Origin of the sequence: Cytobacillus mangrovibacter (genome assembly GCF_042865275.1) — a bacterium.
GTDB lineage: Bacteria > Bacillota > Bacilli > Bacillales > Cytobacillaceae > Cytobacillus > Cytobacillus mangrovibacter.
Map to the genome: position 1 here is coordinate 123,600 of NZ_JBIACJ010000009.1, position 19,161 is coordinate 142,760.

Annotated in this window: 29 protein-coding genes; 28 read left to right on the plus strand and 1 reads right to left on the minus strand. The window is 38.1% G+C overall.

From position 1 onward, the window contains the following. Window positions 1–38: 38 nt before the first annotated feature. Genes ACFYKT_RS16575 through ACFYKT_RS16615 form a run of 9 tightly spaced genes read left to right on the plus strand, consistent with a single transcriptional unit; the run spans window position 39 to window position 3,848 of the window. A complete protein-coding gene (locus ACFYKT_RS16575; protein WP_389221889.1) occupies window positions 39–560 on the plus strand; it encodes an HNH endonuclease in 522 nt (173 codons plus the stop codon). Further along, complete coding sequence (locus ACFYKT_RS16580; RefSeq protein WP_389221891.1) at window positions 557–1,054, plus strand: YopX family protein; 498 nt, start codon at window positions 557–559, stop codon at window positions 1,052–1,054. The genes ACFYKT_RS16575 and ACFYKT_RS16580 overlap by 4 nt, the downstream gene beginning before the upstream one ends. A 32-nt stretch (window positions 1,055–1,086) precedes the next feature. After that, window positions 1,087–2,091 carry a DNA cytosine methyltransferase gene (locus ACFYKT_RS16585; protein WP_389221893.1) on the plus strand — a complete coding sequence of 335 codons (1,005 nt, stop codon included), beginning with the start codon at window positions 1,087–1,089 and terminating at the stop codon, window positions 2,089–2,091. A 37-nt stretch (window positions 2,092–2,128) separates the two neighbouring features. Then, a complete protein-coding gene (locus ACFYKT_RS16590; RefSeq protein WP_389221895.1) occupies window positions 2,129–2,365 on the plus strand; it encodes a hypothetical protein in 237 nt (78 codons plus the stop codon). A 27-nt stretch (window positions 2,366–2,392) separates the two neighbouring features. Beyond that, window positions 2,393–2,629 (plus strand): hypothetical protein, encoded by a 237-nt coding sequence (locus ACFYKT_RS16595; RefSeq protein ID WP_389221897.1) that lies wholly within the window; start codon window positions 2,393–2,395, stop codon window positions 2,627–2,629. Window positions 2,630–2,657: 28 nt separating this feature from the next. After that, on the plus strand, window positions 2,658–3,080 hold the full coding sequence (locus tag ACFYKT_RS16600) for a hypothetical protein (RefSeq protein ID WP_389221899.1): 423 nt from the start codon (window positions 2,658–2,660) through the stop codon (window positions 3,078–3,080). 16 nt (window positions 3,081–3,096) lie between these two features. Further along, entirely contained in the window at window positions 3,097–3,309 is a 213-nt protein-coding gene (locus ACFYKT_RS16605; protein WP_389221901.1) for a hypothetical protein, read from the plus strand. 26 nt (window positions 3,310–3,335) lie between these two features. After that, window positions 3,336–3,611: a hypothetical protein gene (locus tag ACFYKT_RS16610; RefSeq protein ID WP_389221903.1), complete on the plus strand. Its 276-nt coding sequence runs from the start codon at window positions 3,336–3,338 to the stop codon at window positions 3,609–3,611. Between the two features lie 39 nt (window positions 3,612–3,650). After that, window positions 3,651–3,848 (plus strand): hypothetical protein, encoded by a 198-nt coding sequence (locus tag ACFYKT_RS16615; RefSeq protein ID WP_389221905.1) that lies wholly within the window; start codon window positions 3,651–3,653, stop codon window positions 3,846–3,848. Between the two features lie 177 nt (window positions 3,849–4,025). Here the strand turns inward: ACFYKT_RS16615 and ACFYKT_RS16620 are convergent, their stop codons facing one another. Then, the gene (locus tag ACFYKT_RS16620) at window positions 4,026–4,211 is read right to left on the minus strand and encodes a hypothetical protein (RefSeq protein ID WP_389221907.1); all 186 of its coding nucleotides are present in this window, start codon (window positions 4,209–4,211) and stop codon (window positions 4,026–4,028) included. Between the two features lie 61 nt (window positions 4,212–4,272). On the opposite strand from ACFYKT_RS16620, the gene ACFYKT_RS16625 reads away from it, so the two are divergent. The 19 genes from ACFYKT_RS16625 to ACFYKT_RS16715 all read left to right on the plus strand — a co-directional run bounded on the left by ACFYKT_RS16625 (window position 4,273) and on the right by ACFYKT_RS16715 (window position 19,161). Beyond that, on the plus strand, window positions 4,273–4,734 hold the full coding sequence (locus ACFYKT_RS16625; protein WP_389221909.1) for a helix-turn-helix transcriptional regulator: 462 nt from the start codon (window positions 4,273–4,275) through the stop codon (window positions 4,732–4,734). Between the two features lie 115 nt (window positions 4,735–4,849). Then, on the plus strand, window positions 4,850–5,029 hold the full coding sequence (locus ACFYKT_RS16630; RefSeq protein ID WP_389221911.1) for a hypothetical protein: 180 nt from the start codon (window positions 4,850–4,852) through the stop codon (window positions 5,027–5,029). Between the two features lie 418 nt (window positions 5,030–5,447). After that, window positions 5,448–6,359: a terminase small subunit gene (locus ACFYKT_RS16635; protein WP_389221913.1), complete on the plus strand. Its 912-nt coding sequence runs from the start codon at window positions 5,448–5,450 to the stop codon at window positions 6,357–6,359. Then, window positions 6,331–7,662 carry a PBSX family phage terminase large subunit gene (locus ACFYKT_RS16640; RefSeq protein WP_389221915.1) on the plus strand — a complete coding sequence of 444 codons (1,332 nt, stop codon included), beginning with the start codon at window positions 6,331–6,333 and terminating at the stop codon, window positions 7,660–7,662. The genes ACFYKT_RS16635 and ACFYKT_RS16640 overlap by 29 nt, the downstream gene beginning before the upstream one ends. A gap of 13 nt (window positions 7,663–7,675) precedes the next feature. After that, window positions 7,676–7,975, plus strand: coding sequence for an ImmA/IrrE family metallo-endopeptidase (locus tag ACFYKT_RS16645; protein WP_389221916.1), 300 nt, complete (start codon window positions 7,676–7,678; stop codon window positions 7,973–7,975). A 36-nt stretch (window positions 7,976–8,011) separates the two neighbouring features. Next, window positions 8,012–9,523 (plus strand): hypothetical protein, encoded by a 1,512-nt coding sequence (locus ACFYKT_RS16650; RefSeq protein WP_389221917.1) that lies wholly within the window; start codon window positions 8,012–8,014, stop codon window positions 9,521–9,523. Further along, entirely contained in the window at window positions 9,520–10,551 is a 1,032-nt protein-coding gene (locus ACFYKT_RS16655) for a phage minor capsid protein (protein ID WP_389221919.1), read from the plus strand. Before ACFYKT_RS16650 ends, ACFYKT_RS16655 begins: the two co-directional genes overlap by 4 nt. A gap of 109 nt (window positions 10,552–10,660) precedes the next feature. Further along, window positions 10,661–11,371, plus strand: a complete 711-nt coding sequence (locus ACFYKT_RS16660; RefSeq protein WP_389221921.1) for a scaffolding protein — start codon at window positions 10,661–10,663, stop codon at window positions 11,369–11,371. 31 nt (window positions 11,372–11,402) lie between these two features. Further along, window positions 11,403–11,774, plus strand: coding sequence for a head decoration protein (locus ACFYKT_RS16665; protein ID WP_389221923.1), 372 nt, complete (start codon window positions 11,403–11,405; stop codon window positions 11,772–11,774). Window positions 11,775–11,835: 61 nt separating this feature from the next. Next, window positions 11,836–12,915, plus strand: a complete 1,080-nt coding sequence (locus ACFYKT_RS16670) for a major capsid protein (protein ID WP_389221925.1) — start codon at window positions 11,836–11,838, stop codon at window positions 12,913–12,915. Window positions 12,916–12,976: 61 nt separating this feature from the next. Next, window positions 12,977–13,234, plus strand: coding sequence for a DUF7210 family protein (locus tag ACFYKT_RS16675; RefSeq protein WP_389221927.1), 258 nt, complete (start codon window positions 12,977–12,979; stop codon window positions 13,232–13,234). Window positions 13,235–13,244: 10 nt separating this feature from the next. After that, window positions 13,245–13,613 (plus strand): hypothetical protein, encoded by a 369-nt coding sequence (locus ACFYKT_RS16680; RefSeq protein ID WP_389221929.1) that lies wholly within the window; start codon window positions 13,245–13,247, stop codon window positions 13,611–13,613. Next, entirely contained in the window at window positions 13,610–13,945 is a 336-nt protein-coding gene (locus tag ACFYKT_RS16685) for a hypothetical protein (protein ID WP_389221931.1), read from the plus strand. The genes ACFYKT_RS16680 and ACFYKT_RS16685 overlap by 4 nt, the downstream gene beginning before the upstream one ends. Then, entirely contained in the window at window positions 13,938–14,387 is a 450-nt protein-coding gene (locus ACFYKT_RS16690) for an HK97 gp10 family phage protein (protein ID WP_389221933.1), read from the plus strand. Before ACFYKT_RS16685 ends, ACFYKT_RS16690 begins: the two co-directional genes overlap by 8 nt. Window positions 14,388–14,401: 14 nt before the next feature. Beyond that, a complete protein-coding gene (locus ACFYKT_RS16695) occupies window positions 14,402–14,818 on the plus strand; it encodes a minor capsid protein (protein ID WP_389221935.1) in 417 nt (138 codons plus the stop codon). After that, a complete protein-coding gene (locus tag ACFYKT_RS16700) occupies window positions 14,818–15,354 on the plus strand; it encodes a hypothetical protein (protein WP_389221937.1) in 537 nt (178 codons plus the stop codon). Before ACFYKT_RS16695 ends, ACFYKT_RS16700 begins: the two co-directional genes overlap by 1 nt. 49 nt (window positions 15,355–15,403) lie before the next feature. Next, complete coding sequence (locus ACFYKT_RS16705) at window positions 15,404–15,793, plus strand: hypothetical protein (protein WP_389221939.1); 390 nt, start codon at window positions 15,404–15,406, stop codon at window positions 15,791–15,793. 104 nt (window positions 15,794–15,897) lie between these two features. Continuing rightward, the gene (locus ACFYKT_RS16710) at window positions 15,898–16,113 is read left to right on the plus strand and encodes a hypothetical protein (protein WP_389221941.1); all 216 of its coding nucleotides are present in this window, start codon (window positions 15,898–15,900) and stop codon (window positions 16,111–16,113) included. A 24-nt stretch (window positions 16,114–16,137) separates the two neighbouring features. Continuing rightward, window positions 16,138–19,161, plus strand: a complete 3,024-nt coding sequence (locus tag ACFYKT_RS16715) for a phage tail tape measure protein (protein WP_389221942.1) — start codon at window positions 16,138–16,140, stop codon at window positions 19,159–19,161.

Here is a 19,161-nt window from a genome sequence, read left to right on the forward strand (position 1 = left end):
TGTTTCGCCCTATCGATTTTAACAAAGGAGGAATGAACGTGCGTGAGATAAATGGATATGAAGGGTTTTATTCTATCAATGAGCAGGGTGTAATCAGAAATGTGAGAACTGGAAAAATCAAAAAACATACTCTGCAAAACTCTGGTTATATGTCAGTTAGTCTTTATAAGAATGGACATAGAAAAACCTTTTTAGTTCATAGATTGATTGCTGAAACTTTCCTTCCTAATCCTAACAATCTTAAAACTGTAAATCATATTGATGGAAACAAGATAAATAATGACTTATCAAATTTAGAGTGGGCAAGTCATTCCGAGAATCATTTGCATGCTTATAGAGAACTCGGTAGAAAAACATGGCTAGAAGGATTATATGGCGCTTCTAATTTTAACAGTAAGTCAGTAATTATGTTTTCTAAAAATGGAGAATTTCTTGCTGAATACGGAGCTTTGAGAGAAGCAGAAAGAAAAACAGGTGTAAGAGAAAATAACATCAGACGGGCTATTAAATACAAAGGAACTGCCGGTGGATATGTCTGGAAGTATGGAGGGGTCTCATGAGTAGAGAGATAAAGTTTCGGGTTTGGTTAGATGATGATAAAAAGATGTTTAATAATGCCGGGGTTGTTGGAAAGGTTGTTGTACTTGAACACAATGGAGAAGGATATATCGATGATAATACTGACTTCGAACCTTTGTATTGGGGTTCAGTCGATGATTCAACTATTCATGTTATGCAATACACAGGCCTAAAAGACAAGAACGGCAAGGAGATTTATGAGGGGGATGTTGTTAAAGTCCCTTGTGACATTGAAGATTCTATCCACGGTGAATATTCCTTTCAAGAAATCGTTTATAGGAACGGAACTTGGATTGTTCAGTACCTAAAAAGCGAAACAGGATTCAAACTTCCAAAAGGTTACACAGGTGGGTTACTCATAGATCTTTACGATCATGACTTGAAATCCTTAATTTTTAATGATGATCGTCTTGAATATACGAATATTGAAGTCATCGGCAATATTTACGAAAATCAAGAGTTACTCAACTCTTGAATTATTAAGTTTACTAGAAAGGGGTGGCTCCATTGATTAAGATACTAGAATTGTTCGGAGGCATTGGCGCGCCCCGAAAAGCATTAATTAATCTTGGTGTAGATCATAAATGCATCGATTATGTCGAATGGCAGGCGAACAGGGTTAAAGCATATAACGCTTTATATGATCACCTTCATAAGCCGCAGGATATAAGAGGCTGGAATTTAAAGCCGGATATTTTGGTTCATGGATCGCCATGCCAGGATAACAGTAGGGGGAATCGAGATCGGAAAGGTAATACTGATGGTTCTCGTTCAAAGCTGATGCTTGAAACCTTGAGGATAATTAAAGAGATGGGCGATTGGAAGCCTAAAGTGGTGATTTGGGAGAATGTTAAAGGAGTCCTAGATAAAGATGTGGTGTCTATCTTCAATTACTATCTAGAGCAAATGAAGGATTTAGGATATACAAACTCATTTGATGTACTGGATGCTAGGAATTTTGGAGTTCCCCATGCAAGAGAAAGAGTATTTTGCGTTTCATTATTAGGTGAAGAAATATTTGATTTTGGCAAGATGCAGCACCAGCCGATGAAGGATATTAAATCATTTTTGGAGTATGGCCCGGATGATGATATTCCAGAACAGTATCTAATTACCATTCCTTCAATGCTAAACAAGATCAAAGAATTTAATCCTAATCCCACAGGCAGTTATAAAAGACAATTAGATGTCATTCAAGATTTTTGTTACACGATAACTGAAAGGCAAGATAGATGTCCAAACGCAGGGATTATCCGATTAAATAGACCACAATATCGTTATCTAACGGAGCGTGAGTGTTGGAGATTGTTTGGATTTGATGATGAAGATTTTGATCTTATGTTAAAAGAATTCCCGACAAAGTTCGGAAAGAGAAATGCTACTCTCTATGCATTAGCTGGCAATAGCATTGTTGTACAGAAATTAGAAGCAATATTCAAAGTGATATTAGATGGGAATTACGGAATGGATTTAATTACGGATTCAACAGGTCAGCTACAGTTGATCTGCTAAACAAAAGAGTAAATCAAGTCACTAGGGAGTGAAATGGTTGAGCGAAACGACGGGAGCAGTAAAAGCTTATTTACTCGAAAAAAGAAAAAATGATAAATTACTTGAATTAATTGTTGAATATGAAGAATTCCTAACAAAAGAAATCGAATGGAATAAGAACTTAACAGGAAACAATTATCGGCATGAAGGTTTTGTGATGGGTTTAGAATCTGCAAAAAGTATGTTCCTTGTGAGAATTTGGCAAGAGGTTGAACGATTATATGATTCAAAATAAGCAAAATGTTAATTAGGGGGGAATTTCATGGATGGTAAAACTTTTTGGCTAAGTAATTGCAAAGATTTTGGAATCGTTGAAACGAAAGAGGGATTTTTCGATGCTTATTATCGTTTATACAGTGTATTACAGAATCGTGATGCTATATGGTTTCCTAGCTACGATGGTGCTAGACGCTATTTGAAAACGGAAATCGGCCTGGAAAGCAGAATGAAAAAAGTCTCCAAAGAGGAATATGAAAAAGCGATTTATGAAACTTGTTGATAGATCAGTTGATTAGGGGGGGAGAATCTTGGAAGTTACAGTTAACGAACAGGCGAAACGCTTTTGGATGGCCAGAAAGTTCCCGGATAATGGCAAACATGAGTGGAAACCAGTAGTTGGTCATGAAATCAAAGTGGGAGAATTTTCTTTCTTTGTAGCAGCACTGCCCAATAACATTCTTAATGTATCAGAAGTAACAACTGGTTATAAAGTATTTGAAGTCCCATTAACAATTGTGGACCTAATAGTCACTGATACAAAAGAACAAACGATGGAGTTCTATCGTGACTATGTAGGAGAACGATTAAAAAGAATAATCCAAAAAGAACCTACTTTGAAACAGCAATTGGCTTCTGTGCAAGCAAAGCAAAAAGAACTTCTTGGAGAAATGCCAAAAATTGAGGATTTTGATGAGACACTTATTACGGCGCCGTTGGGACCTATTAATTGATTAGGAGGGAATGACCTTGGAATTAAGACAAGCATATGAAATGGTTATTGAAAATGAAATCAATATCATGATCGAGGAAAAGGGGGCAAAAATTCCAAAGAGAAAAGTTAAGGAATTAGTCAAATACCTTTCTAACAATTACGAATTTCTTCAAGATATTTCAGGTGCAATTGAGGATTCACTGGAAGATTATTGCGAAAACATTGATATTTTCGATATATGGGATTAAGTAAACAAAAGGTAGGAGGAGTAAATTTGGAGGATTTGAAAGCCAGATTGCAAGAAATTAAGGAAGATGTCGTAACAACCAAACGACATGACTTCTTCACTGAAATGCCGTATGAGAATTTTGAATGGCTAATCGGCTATGCTGAAGAAAGTCTAAAGATCGAAAGTGAGTTAAGGGATAAAATTGATCAGTTAAAAGATGATAACGAGCGCCTTCTAAATCTTAAAGGAACTCTCGAAGAAGCTAATCGGGGGTTGGCGGCTAAATTAAATGAGTTGCAGGAGGGGTGTAGATTTGGATAAGAATGAGATCGTCGAGGCCTTAAAGAAGTTGCAATTTCCTTGCCTAAGAACAGTCATAAAAATTTCCTGATGAAGGTATTCCGGAAACTAGAGCAGCAAGAGAACGAAATTGAACGGTATAAAACTGCATTGGAAGAGATTGCTTATCATGTTGCCACACCAATTGGCGAGAATGAGAATTATGAAACAACGGCTTATGAATTTATAGATATTAGCAAAAGAGCATTAGGATACTGATTAAAGAAACAAAAGATAGAGCGAGTTGAATAATGGAAAATGTCGCAATTTAATCACTGTTACCGAGCAAGGACCTGAATCTATTGAGGTAATCGAATATGTGGAGGATTGGCCTTACTCGGTATAAATTAAAGTACCCGTATTGGAATTTAATATGCGTAAGGTGTAAATAAAGAGCTAAATACTCTTCTTCATTCCGCAATTACGACATTCTCTAATTAATTTTCTTTCACTAATGATACTTTTGAAATGCCCTTTATTGCAATTATCACAACGGCCACTATTTTTATCAGGATATTCGTTAATATCGTAAATGACGGATGAATCAATTTCTTTTTCTATGATGATCACACCTTTTGTCAAAATAAAAAGCCAGGACTCCTCCTGACCTACCCACTCAAATTATATCATGGGAGGGGTCCACTTGAAAGAAGCTGCCAGCAAACAACAAGTTGAATCCATACTAAAGGATTATCATTGGATGATGAACTCGATAAAGGTATTGAGGGATTCCATGAAAGGAGCCGGAGAAGGTCTTACTGCTCAATATGGAGACGAATCATCTATGCCTAAACCACAAGGAACTACAAGTGATCCAGTGTATAGAGAAGTTAAACGACGTGAAAAGCGCTATACAGTCATTCATAAGTATGAGGAAAAAATTTCAGTGATACAAGACAGAATGCATAGAATAAAGAATGACCGTGAGCAAGAAGTGCTTCACTGGTTACTTGAGGGAAAGAGTTATCGTTGGATTGCTCTGCATATGGGGTTATCTCACTCACATATAAGAAGAATTAGAGAGAGTATTGTTGAACAGCTATCTGATACAAATGTTCCAAATGTTCCAAATGGCGATTTGTGTACAGAAGTGAAATCAGCTTGATAAAATGGGAGGCAGGATCGGCGCGGAAAATTTCTCACTGGCCGTTAATCTATCCCCCTTTTTGAGCTCCACCTTTCGGTGGGGTTTTTTTATTTCATGAAATCAGGTGATGTTTATGAAAATCATTGATCATCTTTCTTCAAAAGAACTACAACATATGAATAGCCTCAAGGATAAAGATAAATCCACTAATAATATATCAAATGAAAAATTCTCTAGTCGTGACCTTGCTGAATTAATGGGTACTAACCGACCAACTTATAAAAGAGTACGTGGCGCGATTAGAAATAAGTAAAATTGTTGCAGGAATTTGCTTGAATCTCCCGAAATATGTAATTAAAAAGGAGATGAGGCAATGGAGCAGGTTGTTGAAAAATTGATTTGCTCGAATTGCAACATAGAAATCGCAGATGAACGTGAATATCTAGATAACAACGGTGTGTGTGATGACTGTTATTGTATCCCGATTAAGAATAAGCTTAAACTAAAAGTGTGAAGGAGGAATGACAATGAATGATCCAGGCGGAGGCGGTTGGAATAAAGGTTCAAAAGATCCAGGTGGCGGTGGATATAAAACTATAACAGATCCAGGCGGTGGTGGTGTATGAAAACTGTAGACCCAGGTACTGGTGGATATTAATATTTTTAGCACTCATTCTAATGGGTGCTTTTTCTTTTGTCTAAAACAACCATGGAGGTGTAGGTGATATGTGATGCCTAATTGGGATGAAGTAAGAAATGAATTTGAAAGCTCTAAGATTACTCTTTCTGCATTAGCAGAGAAACATGGTATTAAGCTAGGAACATTAAAAAGCAGAAAAAGCCGTGAAGGTTGGTCTCGCGGATCTACTAAAAAGGATGCAACCAATAACGAAAAGGATGCAACTCCGAGACAAAGGATGCAACCCCAAAAAGCAGCAGTCAAGAATGAGAAGGTTACTGAGGAAATCACTCTTGATAATTTTCTTGAAGACAGTGATTTAACAGAGAAACAAAGGCTATTCTGTCTTTATTATGTGAGAAGTTTTAATGCGACACAGGCTGCTATTAATGCTGGATATTCAAAAGTTACTGCTCATGTTCAGGGACCAAGGCTGTTAGGCAATGTTAGGGTTCGAGATGAAATTAAGAGAATTAAGCAGACAATGACCAGTGAGTTATACCTTGAAGCTATGGATGTGTTGAACAAATACATTAAGATTGCTTTCTCGGATATTACAGACTTCCTTACATTCGGCCAGAAGATGGTGCCTGTTATTGGAATGATGGGACCTATAACTGATGAACATGGGAAACCAGTCATGGAAGAGGTCAATTACGTTGATTTCAAGGAATCAGGAATAGTTGATGGAACAATCATATCTGAGGTTAAGCAAGGCAAAGATGGCGTATCAATCAAGCTTGAAGACCGTATGAAAGCTTTGGATAAACTGTCCCTTTACTTTGATTTATTCCCTGATAAGTTTAAGCGTCAGATTGAAGAAGAAAAACTTAAGATTGCCCATCATAAAGTATTTGGTGGAAATGAAGAGGAAGAGTATGAGAGTGATGGTTTTGAAGAAGCATTAAATGCAACGACTTCGGAGGTGTGGGGAGATGATCACTCTACCGAAGAAGATAGTTAATCGTTTTTCCTTAATATCTGAGAAACCTAAAAAGAAGAAGCCTGCTCCTTTCACATTCAAACCTTTCTCTAAAAAGCAAAAGAAAGTACTTACCTGGTGGAGAGAAGGGTCTCCAGTAAAGGATAAAGACGGGATAATTTGCGATGGTTCTGTCCGTGCAGGTAAAACGGTAGTGATGTCTCTTTCCTATGTAATGTGGGGAATGGATACTTTTAATGAGGTTAATCTTGGCATGGCAGGGAAAACAATTGGTTCTTTTCGCCGTAATGTTATTACTCCTTTGAAAAGAATGCTTAAAGCAAGGGGATATACTGTAAAGGATCATCGAGCTGATAATTTTTTGACCGTTTCATATAAAGGCAAAACTAACTACTTTTATATATTCGGTGGAAAAGATGAAGGGTCACAAGATCTAATTCAGGGTATCACGCTTGCTGGTATGTTTTTTGATGAAGTAGCGCTAATGCCGCAATCATTTGTCAATCAAGCAACTGCTCGTTGTTCGGTTGATGGAGCAAAGTTCTGGTTTAACTGCAACCCGGCTGGACCTCATCACTGGTTCAAGGTTGAATATCTCGATCAATTAAAAGATAAGAACCTGCTGCATATCCATTTCACGATGGATGATAATCTTTCTTTGTCAAAGCGCGTCAAGGAACGTTATAAGAGGATGTACAAAGGTATCTTCTATCAACGTTTTATTCTAGGGCTTTGGGTGCTTGCAGAAGGAATTATCTATGACATGTTTAATCAAGATAAACATGTTTTTGGAACTTTGCAGGAGCGAATTGATGAATATTTAATTGGGATTGACTTCGGAACAAATAACCCAACAACTTTTATTCTTGTTGGACGTGCAGGTGATAAATATTACGTTTTAAAAGAGTATTACTACAATGGCCGTAAGCAGAGTAAACAAAAAACAGTCAGCGCTTATTCGAAGGATTTGAGGGAGTTCATAGGAAATATACGAGCTTCTATTTATGTTGATCCGTCTGCCACTCCTCTAATTGCACAATTAGAAGAGGATGGAATATATCCGGTGCATGCTGATAATGCTGTTTTAGATGGAATTCAAAGTCTTAGTAACTTATTTGAGAATGATAGGTTATTTGTTCATGAAGACTGCATTGAGACTCTAAGAGAGCTTTCATCTTACATTTGGGACGAGAAGGCTCAGCAACGTGGAGAAGATAAGCCAGTAAAAGAAAATGATCATTGCTTAGATGGATTGCGATATTGCGTTCATTCTAGCATAGGTAGAACGTTAGAATGGTCAAACCAACGCCCGGCAGGATGGTAAGGAGGGAATTTGAATGGTGCCTGAAAAAGTGAATGTTGCTGGAATTGAATACTCCGTTATGGAGGTAAAGGGACTAGCAAATAAACATGAAAAAATGGGATGTGTTCGCTACGGCCCTGCAGAAATCGAACTGGATGCAGAAATGAGCCAAGAACGAAAAGAGCAGGTATTTGTACATGAGTTGCTACACGCTTGCTTCTTCGAAGCTGGCTATACGGAACAGGATGAAGATGCTGTTAATCGAGTGAGTGCTGTTCTTTATCAAGTCTTGAAAGATAATCAATTTTATTTTTCTAAACTACAAGTCGATTAGGCTTTTTTTATTTTGCAATGAAAGGCAGGTGAAATCATGACAATTGTTTATATTAAACAGAAATTCCCTCCACCGCCATTTGATGTGGAAGTGGAACAAATTAAATATTATCGTGACCTGTACGAAGGGAACCATGAAAATATTTTTCCGAGAGCTCAAGAGCTGGCAAAGGAAACACAAGTAACAAAATTCATTAGAAAACCTCGACAGCATTACTTGAGGAGAAATCAACAAGCAGTAGAAAAGGCAGCAATGCATCATTATGTTGTTGTAAACTTTGCTTCTGCTGTTGCTGAGCTCCCTGCGGATTTAATTAACAGGGCAATAGGGAATATTTCGGCTGATACCGAGAGTGATAATAAGCTGCTTGATTTTGTTCAAGATGTGAATCGCATTTCAAAAATCAAACAAAAGATATGGTCGGCTGTTGTGCAACATCAGGTTGATGGCGGGGTAGCTTATAGGATCCGTAGAGATGCAAAGGGAACATGGTTCGAATGGAAGCCAGCTGACTTATATTTTGAGCACGAGGATGAACTAGGGGCAGATGTTTCATGGATTGAGTATAAAGGTGACGATAAGTTTCTTCGAGTGGAAAGACAGCGATTAGAAGAAAATCAATTAAGCATTCAGCAACTCGTGTTCAAAATGGATGGAGAAACAGTAAATCAAGAATTAGATATCAGCGAATACTTAAAACAATATGGTTTGTATGTTCCGGACAATCAAATTTTATCTGGCATCAATGAATTAATGTGTGGCTATGTCCCTAATGATGATACACTGCTTATTCCTCGAGGTCGATCAGGTTTACGAAATATCGATAGTATCCAAGAAGAAATCAATTGGACCATCACTCGTGACTCGATAGTCTTTGAAAAGCACGGGAAGCCTAAACTTGCTATTCCACGGGCTTTGTGGGATTCGGTGGCAAATAGAAATAGTGCATATTACGGTGAACGCTTTGTCCGTAATGCCGACCTTGAGGTTGTTTCCTACGATGAGAAAAACGGAGCTGTGCCGATGTATATCACATGGGATGCTAAAGTAGAAGAATCGTTCAAACACGTTGAAAGATTGATAGATTATATGCTAGCAATCTCTAAAACATCTGCTCAAGCCGTTGGAATCAATACTGAGAATGGTGGACGATCAGCTATCTCTATTTTGTATGAGTGGATCCAGTCGGTAATTAAAGCAGAGGCTATTAAAGAAAAGTTCGATGCTGCTATCAAAGAGGCTGTTCGTAAGTGTATCATGCTTGAAAATGCATTGGGTAGTACCAATTATCCTATCATGGAACCAGTAGTCGAATGGCAAGATATGCTGCCAAAAGCTGACTCTGAGCGTGATACGGAAGAAGGCGAAAAATACGAAAAAGGTGTTCAGTCGCTTGAAACAACGGTTCGAAATCTCCATCCCGATTGGTCGGAGGAAGCAATTCTTGCTGAGGTAGAGAAGATTAAAGAGGAACAAGCAACAGATAGCTTTTCGCCTACTTATATTCAACCACCCAAAACAAGTATTGGTTCCGGTGATGAAGAATGAACAAATCTGAGAAGCTAATACAAATGTATACTAATGCGAGCGATGAACTTTTAAACCAGATTCGTAGTTTAGAACAAGGGACTAATAAAAGGCATAAACAATCCATTTTAAGACAGATAACTACTATAATCGCAAAGTTACAAGGCGATAGTACTGAATTAGGTGCCCAAATCGTTGAAGAGTCTTACGAAGAAGGTTCAAGTGAATCCATTAAGGAACTAATTAAACAAGGAATCAAAGAAGCAGGTACTATTTTGAAGTCTGTTATCCATCGAGAGGCGGTTCAAGAAATTTCTAATGAGGTATTCTATCGTATACTTGAAGCGACTGATTTTATGATTAATGATACAAAGAATCGGGTTTCACAAGTAATAAAAACGGCAAATGAACGCTCATTAATTCAAGGGGTATCTCGTAAGCAAGCAACGATGCAAGCTATTAGCGAGCTCACTGATAAAGGGATTACAGGAATTGTCTACAAAAATGGTGCTGAAATGCCTGCTGAAAAGTATATGGCCAATGTTATTCAATATCATCAGCGAAAAGCACACGTAGATGGTGCGATAAACTCGATGATTGAAAATGAACAGGATCTTGTTTATGTCAATTTTGTTGGAATTACCTGTGAGTTATGTTCCAAGTACCAAGGAAGAGTTTATAGCGTTAGTGGTAAAGATAAACGGTTCCCTGCACTTACTGTTAGGCCGCCTTATCATGGACATTGTGTGCACAACGCTACACCTTGGGTAGAAAGGTATCAAGATGAGGACGATGTTAAGCAAGCTTTGAAGGATTCTAATCGTGTTTTTACCGATAATCGAACTGAGCAAAATATAAAAAAGTACGAAGAAATTCAACGAGAGAAATCAAAAAAAAACGAAACTCGCAAACAATGGATTCGTTATAAGTCTAGGATGCCTGATCTCCCTGATTTAAGGACCTTTGCCAGTCATAAGGCTAGAAATACTAAGAAGTATCAGGAATGGTTGGGGGATTTCAGAAGGATGGGCTTGGAAATCAAAAAGTAGATCGACTTGGCACTTGTTTGAGTGCTTTTTATTATGCCTTTTTACGTGCTGCAGGCGTAAAAGAACAACGCGGAAACAGCCTACTGAGGCTTAAAATTAGGAGGTTAACATGAAAAATATCTCAACATACATTTATTCGTTATTAGTTTCATTTTGGCTACTCTTTGCCAAGGAAAAAGAGGTTAGGAAAGAGGAAGTTAGAAAGCCTTTTCTGTTATCTATTGGTGATCTGCAAATGTTTTCTGATGATCCGCCAGCAGACCCTCCTGCTGATCCACCGGCAGACCCGCAAAAAACATTCAATCAGGATGACGTAAATAAAATCGTCCAGGATAGGGTTTCACGGGCTGAAAAGAAGGCACAGAAAGAACTAGCAAAACAATTAGGCTTTGAATCAGTTGAAGCTATGACAACGGCTTTAAATAAGGACAAGCCAAATGATAAGAAAGATAATCCAATTGATGTAGATGCACTTCTAGAAACAAAGCTTAAAGAAGAGCGAGAAAAAACATTTAAAAGATTATTAAATTCAGAAGTTAAAGTAATTGCGAATGAACTTGGATTCACAGACTGGGAAGACGCCTTAGCGCTCGCTGATCTATCCAAGGCAAAAGAAGATGACAATGGAAATATCACCGGAGTGAAAGAAGCTCTAGAAGAACTTGCTAAGAAAAAACCGCATTTTCTTAAGAGGTCTGGAGGATTTGGTGCATCAATTCCTAATAATCCCCCTAACCAAAAGGAAACACTGGAAAACATTAAAAAGCTTGCTTCCACTCGTGGGGCTCAAACAACTACTGCCCATAATCCATGGGCTTAATTTTAAGCTTAATTTTAAGGAGGAATTGTTCATGCGTTTACAACCTACACAAAGATTTGAAGTGGATGACCATATCGAAATCTTAGCTTCATATGATGTGATTCGTGAGGTAGTCAATGGAATCACAATTGATTCTAGTGTCGTAACTGCAGTTGATGGAAAGAAAATTGTAAAGAAAGGCATGCCGATGGGGAAGTTGGCTAATGGTAAATATGGTCCTTACAAAGCAGATGCCACAGACGGCCGCGAAAACCCTACAGTAATCCTAAAGCATACTTATGATGTTACCGAAGGCGATCACGTTGCAGCTGGATATGAGATGGCCAAAGTTATTTCAGAACGTATTCCGGTTACTGTAGATGCTACCTTAAAAGGAAAAATGCCACAAATCCATTTTGCTTAATCCATTTTGTTGAAATCAACAAGATGGTTTTTTATTACTCAAAATTGAAAGGATGATATAAATGCCAGTAGAATTACTAGGCTTAGAACAAGCGTTATCAGGTCAAGAATTATTAGTATATTCTCGTAATCTAGCAACACCTAACACTTATTTACATGATTTATTATTCCCAGCTCATGAAACATCCGAATTAAGCGTTGATGTAATTCGTGAGGGATCTCGATTACCTGTAATGGCTCAAATCGCTGAGCTTGGCTCACAAGTTGATTATGGCAGCCGCGAGGGAACGACAGGACAAAAAATAGAAATTCCCAAAATTCAGCGAGGTCGTGCAATGGATGAAAAGCTAGTACGTTTGTTGCTTCAAGCATCCCAAGGCAGTTTACGTGCAAATGAGATTGCTGAATTGCGTCGTACGCAGTTAAATGATGCTGATTATGCGGTAGATTCCATCAAAGCACGTAAAGAATGGATTGCCATGCAAGCTATCTCCACTGGGAAAGTTACTTATACAGAAGGTGGAGTACAATTAACTGTGGACTTTGGTTATGGTAATGATCAAAAACCAGTTCTTTCTGGTACGGATTTATGGAGCGATACAACAAACTCCAATCCTATTGATGATATTCAGACTTGGGTTGGTGCAATGCAAGATAAGGGTATTAACCTTACCCGCGCATTAGCTTCACGACAGGTTATTTCTTACTTGTTGCAGAACAAGAATGTTCGTATTGCTTACCATGGTGATCCATCAGGTTCAGCTAATCCACCACAATTAAATAAGCAGCAATTAGATAGCCTATTTGCTTCTCTTGGTCTTCCTAAAATTGTTCAATACGATACACAGGCTCGTGTTGAGAACAAAGCATTGTCAAACAGTAAGTTGTCATTCTCAACTATTCGCATGGCACCACAGAATCGCTTTGTAATGCTTCCAGATAGTGCACTTGGTCATTATTTGTGGGCTGAATCAACAGAGGAAATGCTTAGTGATATCCAAACGGAGAAAACAGACTCTAATGGAATCTATGTTTTCCGTAAGATTAACGAGCATCCTATCCGTGTTGAAACGATTGGAGTAAACCTTGCCTTTCCTTCATTCGGATATAATGATTCTGTTGTATCTGCGACAGTAATTTAATTATATGGGTGTCAGCTCTGCTGATGCCCTATTTTAGCCTTGAAAGAAAGGATGAATATAAATGGATTTAATCGCACTAGGAACCGTTAAACACAACGGGAAATGGTTTAAAGCTGGTGACGCAATGAAGAAGGTTAAGAAAGAAGATGGGGAACGTCTTATTAATCTCGGGACTGCGAAAATTGATGAAATTGCTGAACGTTTAAAAGAAGAAGAGGAAGCCCAGAAAAAAGCTGGAGAATCTGCTCGTAAAAAGGCAGAAGCCGAGGAAAAGAAGAAGCAAGAAGAAGCTGTTAAAAAAGAATCTGATAAGAAGTAGGTGAGGGATAATGCCTACAATTGAATCAATAAATACATGGATTCAAGCTAATATTCTAGATTCAAAAGCTTGGGATGACTCATCAAAAAAGGACATTGCTGTTGTCCAAGCAATGAGAAATATCAAGCGTTGGTTTCCAGAGGTAGTATTTTCAGATGAAATTATTAGCTATCAGGTGATTTGGGAACTACAAGGATTGGATCCTGTACTCAAATATGGAAAGCAAGGAATTAAACATATCAGTGAATCGGGTGACCGAATCGAGTATACGACTCGTGACAAAGTAGCTCCCGAGGTTCGTGAAATCCTTGGTGTTCCACTTTATGAACTAGAAGAATCAGAACCAAGCGTTATCCTTGAGGGTGGTATGCTGCTATGAGTCTATTTGGATATCCAGCCGATATCGTGCATTACTCTGCAATGTTAGACAGCTGGGGTAGGGTAGATACTCAAAATTATCTAACCGGTTTTAAGCCAATACCGAAGAAAGTGAAAGTCATTGAAGAGCAAAAACTTATCAAAAACGATAAGGGCGAAGAAGTACATTCAATTGCCGAGATACATTTAGAGGGCACTCAAGAATTGAAAATGCAGGATTACTTCTTGTACACAAATGCATTAGGTAAAGAGGTTCGTTATGACATCAAACATATCGAAATAAAAAAGAATCTTGGAACTGATGAAGTAAAGAAGGTAATTGTGTATGGCTAATCGTGAAATCTTTACTATCGAAGGTATTGAAGCGATGATTGACCGACTTGACCAGATCGAAATCGAAACAGAACGAAAGGTTGACCGGATATTAATTGAACTCGCTCAAAAGGTGATTGAAGATGCGAAAAGGCTCGCTCCAGTTGCACCGGGTAGTGGAGATTTAGAGGCTTCACTTCATGTTGGAGAAGTGAAAACACTATTAAAAAGCAAGTATATTGATTTTGGCGTTAGCCCCGAAGTTGATCACTATGCTACCGTTCAACATGAAGGATTTCGAAAAACAGCAGACGGTCGAGTAGTTCATATGTCTCCTGGTCCAATCACTAGATCAAAGCCAATGCATAAAGGATATATGCCTGGAAAGAAGTATCTTGAGAATGCTATTGCAATTAATGAACAATTAATTATTTCCGAACTGAGAAGAGCTTTCTCGTTTTAGTAAGAGGTGATGGTATGAGGGCAAAAGAAATAATTAATCATCTTTCTTTAGAGGGATTTAATGTCTATCCTGATGCAAATTTCATGCCTGATGTAGATGAGAGCCGACTGCCGGCTCTTTTTGTTTTTGGTTCAGGTGGCGCTGAGTCATCTAGTGATTTACCAATGGAATTTCCAACTTTCCAAATCATTGTGAAGGGGAAGTCTTACAAAAAGGATTCTAATCAGATGGATAAAACAGAGCAGTTAGCGAAGTCATTGATTAATCATTTACACTCTATTAATCATCAGGAAATAGGGTCAAATCTCGTATATTATGTTCGGTCAATGCAAAGTAATCCTATTCCGATTGGCTTAGATACTTTTGACAGACCTGTCTATTCCACGAATTTTAAATTGAAAATACAACCATCGAAGGGAGTTAAAAAATAATGGCCTTAAATATTATTGATGTTCCAATTGGCCCAGCAAAAGTCGAATATGGAGACACGAGTCCTACAATTTTCGATATCACTAAAGGTGGAATTACTTTTCGTGTAAATACCACAAAACAGGATATTACAGTCGATCAATACGGGGACACTCCAGTGAAATCCGTCATGAAGGGGAGGACTTGCGAGGTTAAGGTCCCGTTTGCTTTGAATGATCTTGAGAAGCTAAGTAAAGTTACTCCAAATAGTAAATATGGCAAATCAGGTACTAGTCCAAATGAAAAGAAAAAATTAGAAGTATATGCCCAAGCTGGTTTTGATTTGCTGAAGGATGCAAAAAAACTTGTTATTAAACCAACATCTTCCGGAACAACAGAGAATGATTGGATTACCATTCCTATTGCAGGATCGATAGCAGACCCTGAGTATACTTATAACGCGGATAACGAAAGGATTGCAAATATTGTGTTCGTAGGATATCCAGATGACAAAGGTCTTTTGTACATTCTGGGTGATGCTTCAGTAGTCATTGCATAATAACAAATTAAGAGAGCTTAGTCTCTCTTTTTTTATTGGAGGAATCAATATGATAGATCAATTAAAGAAAATGAATATCTTAAAATCGAATGAAAATAAAATGTACCTCCATGAGAAAAAAGTAGATATCCCTAAATTAACTCCTGATCGGTGGAAACGGCTATTTGAAGAAGTAGATATGCTTCCTGGGCTAATAGTACAAGTGATGCTAGCACCTAAGGAAGAATTTTATTCAGTTGTAGTTTCGGTATGCCAGTTAGCTTTGGATGAAGTGATAGAGATTGTTGCTTTATTAAGTGATATAGAACCTGAATACATTCGGGAAAACGTTGCGCTATATGAAATTATTGAATTTATTACTAAAACAATTCAGAGAAATAAGTTAGGTGAAATTGGAAAAAACCTCAAAAGCCTTCTGCCGAAAAAGATAGAGAAGTAGAAGGCAAACTATCATTTGACGAGTTTATATATAGAGCTTCATTCATTTTAAATATTCCTCCCAAAGTGCTTGAAACCCAGTACTATTTCAAAGATTTACCTAAAATGCTTGAAGAAAAAGCAAAAGAGAAAAACGAAAAAATACTTGAGCAGATTATGATTCATCTTGCTACTAATAATAGATCATTACAAGAAGAGGATTACAAGGAATTAATGAACAGCCTTACCCAGAGTTTAGATAAAAAAACAAATGAAACTTTTAATCGTGAAAAATTTGAAGAGCTTCGCTTAATGACAAATATGGGAGCCAACAAATCTTGAAGGAAGGGAGGTAATTAAAAATATATGGCTACTGATTTAGGAGAGTTAAGAGCACGCTTAACGCTTGAAGCACAGCAATTTAAACAGAGTATGCAGCAAACCAGAACAGAACTATTAAATATAACGAATTCTACCAATGCGACTAATACATCAATGAACAACCTGCAAAGCGCTACTGTAGCAATGAGGGATGCAGCAGAATCAGGTATTGTCCCTGCAACAGAGTTAGCAAGTGACTTGGAGGAACAACTAGGGAACGTCAATGATATTTCTGGAGAAACTGTCAATTCGGTAACTGATTTAGGAATTGCAGTTGAAGAACTGGGACCAGTTGCAGAAGAAAGTGTATCAAATACAACAGCTAGCATAGAAGAAATGCTATCAACAATCCAAACTGCATCGGCAGCTATAGGTGGAATCATTGCAGCTGGTTTAGGATTAAGTGTAAAAACTGCTGCAGATTTTGAACAGCAAATGAGCCGTGTTAAAGCAATTTCTGGTGCAACTGAGGAAGAATTCACAAAACTTAAAGACTCGGCCCTCGATTTAGGAGCGTCAACATCTAAATCAGCTAGCGAAGTTGCGCTTGCTTTTGAAGATATGGCGGCAATGGGATTCAATGCGAATGACATTATGGCGGCTATGCCTGGTGTTATTGCGGCCGCAGAAGCTTCTGGAAGTGATTTAGCGTCAACAGCGGACATTATGGCTGCGGCATTAAACTCTTTCCAAATGGAGGCATCGGAGGCTTCAAGGGTTGCTGATATTCTAGCCATGACAGCTAATATTTCTGCTGCGAGTGTTGAAGATATGGGATATGCATTTAAATATGCGGCTCCTGTTGCAAATGCTTTGGGAATGGGTATTGAAGAAGTTTCAGCTGCCATCGGAATCATGACCAATGCTGGATTGGAAGGAAGTCAAGCTGGTACATCCTTACGTGCTGCTTTGTTAGCTTTACAAAATCCTGCAGATACGCAAAGAAAGATGATGGCTAACCTTGGAATAGCCATGAAGGATCAAGAAGGAAATGCTTATAGCTTATCCGAAACTATTCAGGCGTTGATCAAAGGCACGGAACACATGACAAGCACTGAAAGAGTAGCCACATTGGCAAAACTTGTAGGAACAGAAGCTGTTTCTGGAATGATTGCTGTAATGGAGGGTGGAGTAGATCAGTTAGATGAGTTTACGAAAGCCTTAAAGAATTCAGGTGGTGCTTCCAAAGAAGCTGCTGATATCATGATGAACAACCTTAATGGTGCATACGAGGAATTTACTGGTGCATTAGAAACGCTCGGGATAAAAGTTGGAAATGAATTCTTACCAATGCTAACAGATATTGCGCGAGAGGGAGCAAACGTTGTAGAAGCCATTAGCGAGATGGATATGTCTGCTGTAAAAGCAAACATTACTTTTGCAGGGACAACTGCAGCTTTAGCATTTCTTATTTCATCAGTCGGGAAGTTAGCAATGTCAATAAAATCACTAATGTTCTCGATGGGTCCTGCAGGCTGGCTCATTGCAGGAGTCTCTCTTTTAGGGGGAGCAATAGCGAGTTCCTTGGTTTACCATAAGGATTTGGAAAAAATCACTCTAGATAATGTACTTGCTATGCGCGAACAACATAAAGCATTAGAAGACAATATTATTGAATATGATCGCCTGAAAGCTCATTCTAAGCTAACTGCTGATGAGATGGCGCGTTTTGTTGATATAAATTCTATGCTTCAAAAAACTTCGGATCCAACCATTATTGCTAGATTAAGAGAGGAACAGGAGAAGCTTCGAGAGAAATCAAGTCTATCAAATGATCAAATGACAAGATTGATAGATCTAAATGGTCAAATTATTGAGGTAGTCCCTGAATCTAATACTGTTTTAACTGATCAAGGAAATATCCTTCTTGAAAATACAGATAAAGCCAAAAAATTTAATAATGAGCAAATCGAAATGATTCGTTTAGAGCTTGAAGCCGAGAAGGCTAAAGCTGAAGCTAATATGGCGGATTATTTGAAGGAAGAAGAGAGGCTCATAAAGTCCATTAATAAAGAAAAGGAGAAGATGAGTCAACTTGACAAAGACGAATATGATCAACGAACAAAAATAAGTGATCTTCAAAGAGAGCTTGCCGCTGCTAAAGCAAACGAAGATACTCTTGAACAAGGTCGCATTAATCAAACAATTGAACGGGAAGAGCACAAACTAGAAGCGATTAAAAAACAAAGAGCAGAAGCTGCAGAATTAATCGTTGAAAAATCTACAGAATTAAAAGAAATTCAAAAACAAATTGGTGCTTTGGATGAAGTTAAGCGCCAGATGATCGATATAGAGTTAAAGCAGGTTAACATCAACGCCAAACGTGGAGAAGAACTTCAAACGATTGAAGTGGAAATATCAAAATTAAAAACAAAAAAATCCGAGCTCGAGAAAACAACACCTCTTAACGAAAGAAATACTGAAGAATATCGAAAATCAGCGTCGGCAATTCAAACTCAAATTACTAATTTAGAAAATGTTAAATTAAAGATTGATGAATTAATTGGAGTATCTGCTACACTAAACTCATCTCTAGGAAAAGCAATCTTCAAAGATATTGTTATACAAGAAAAATCATACAAACAAGTCGTTAATACTACTGGAGGGTCAGGTCGAATTCCGAAAGAGCTCCACCATACAGGCGGAATTGTAGGACGTGGTCAAATGCCTAACCTACATGTTGGTGGATTGGTATCTCAGTTTATGAATGCCCCTAAACATAACGAGATTGATGTCCGTCTACTAAGAAATGAAATGGTCCTTACCGAAGCTCAGCAGGCTAATTTAATGCGGATGATCGATGCGGGGATGTCTGGGGGCAATAATAATCAAGGCATTACAGATCCAGAAGTTATTAATCTTCTTCGGCAGATAGAAAGTGCGATATCACAAGGCATGAATCCAGTAATGGTATTAGACGGCAGGGAAGTTGCTCGTGGAACCTATCCCTATATCAATGAGATGAAGGAAGCAGATACAAGAAGGAAACTAAGAGCAAGGGGGGAATAG